The 504-nt window shown below is 57.3% G+C and carries 1 protein-coding gene; it reads left to right on the top strand.

The window, feature by feature from the left end; genetic code table 11:
* Positions 1 to 504, top strand: a 504-nt coding sequence (locus Q4563_RS15855) for a hypothetical protein (protein WP_303605153.1), incomplete at both ends; no start/stop codon positions are given.

The raw sequence follows: 504 nt of genomic DNA, 5'->3' as shown, positions 1-504 counted from the left end.
ACCCAGAGCAGGTCAGTCCGTATCTGCAGCGCAAGCGGGTCGGCTACCACTGCGGGTATATCGTGGCGTTGCCGGTGTTGCTGGTTGTGGATGATTTTGATGAGGGATCTTGGATCGTGACCGGAGAACACATCAAATCATTTTTTGTTGAGTTCAACCGCATGGATGCCGATCGCAAGGAACGCCGCAGTGTGCGCAAATTGAGCCCGGGGGATTTTGTACTGCCGCTGGTCGGCCCAGATGGGGCCATCCGATCGGTACAGATGATTTACAAATCCGGTACAAAGTCGTTCCCGCGCCATGGAGAGAAAAGCGGTTGTTTGGCTCTGTTGCCCGGAGAGGGCAGCGTGTGGTGTTTTGCTGAGGGCTATGCCACGGCCGCGAGCGTCCATGAGGCGACCGGGCGGACGGTGTTTGCCTGCATCGACGCGGGCAATCTGGTTACAGTGGTAAATGCCGTGGCTGCCAGCAATCCCGCTCAACCGCTGTTGATATGTGCCGATG

It is taken from the genome of Gilvimarinus sp. 1_MG-2023 (assembly GCF_030548285.1).
Note: the sequence above shows the minus strand (reverse complement) of the source record. Positions and strands in the feature narration are given on the sequence as shown.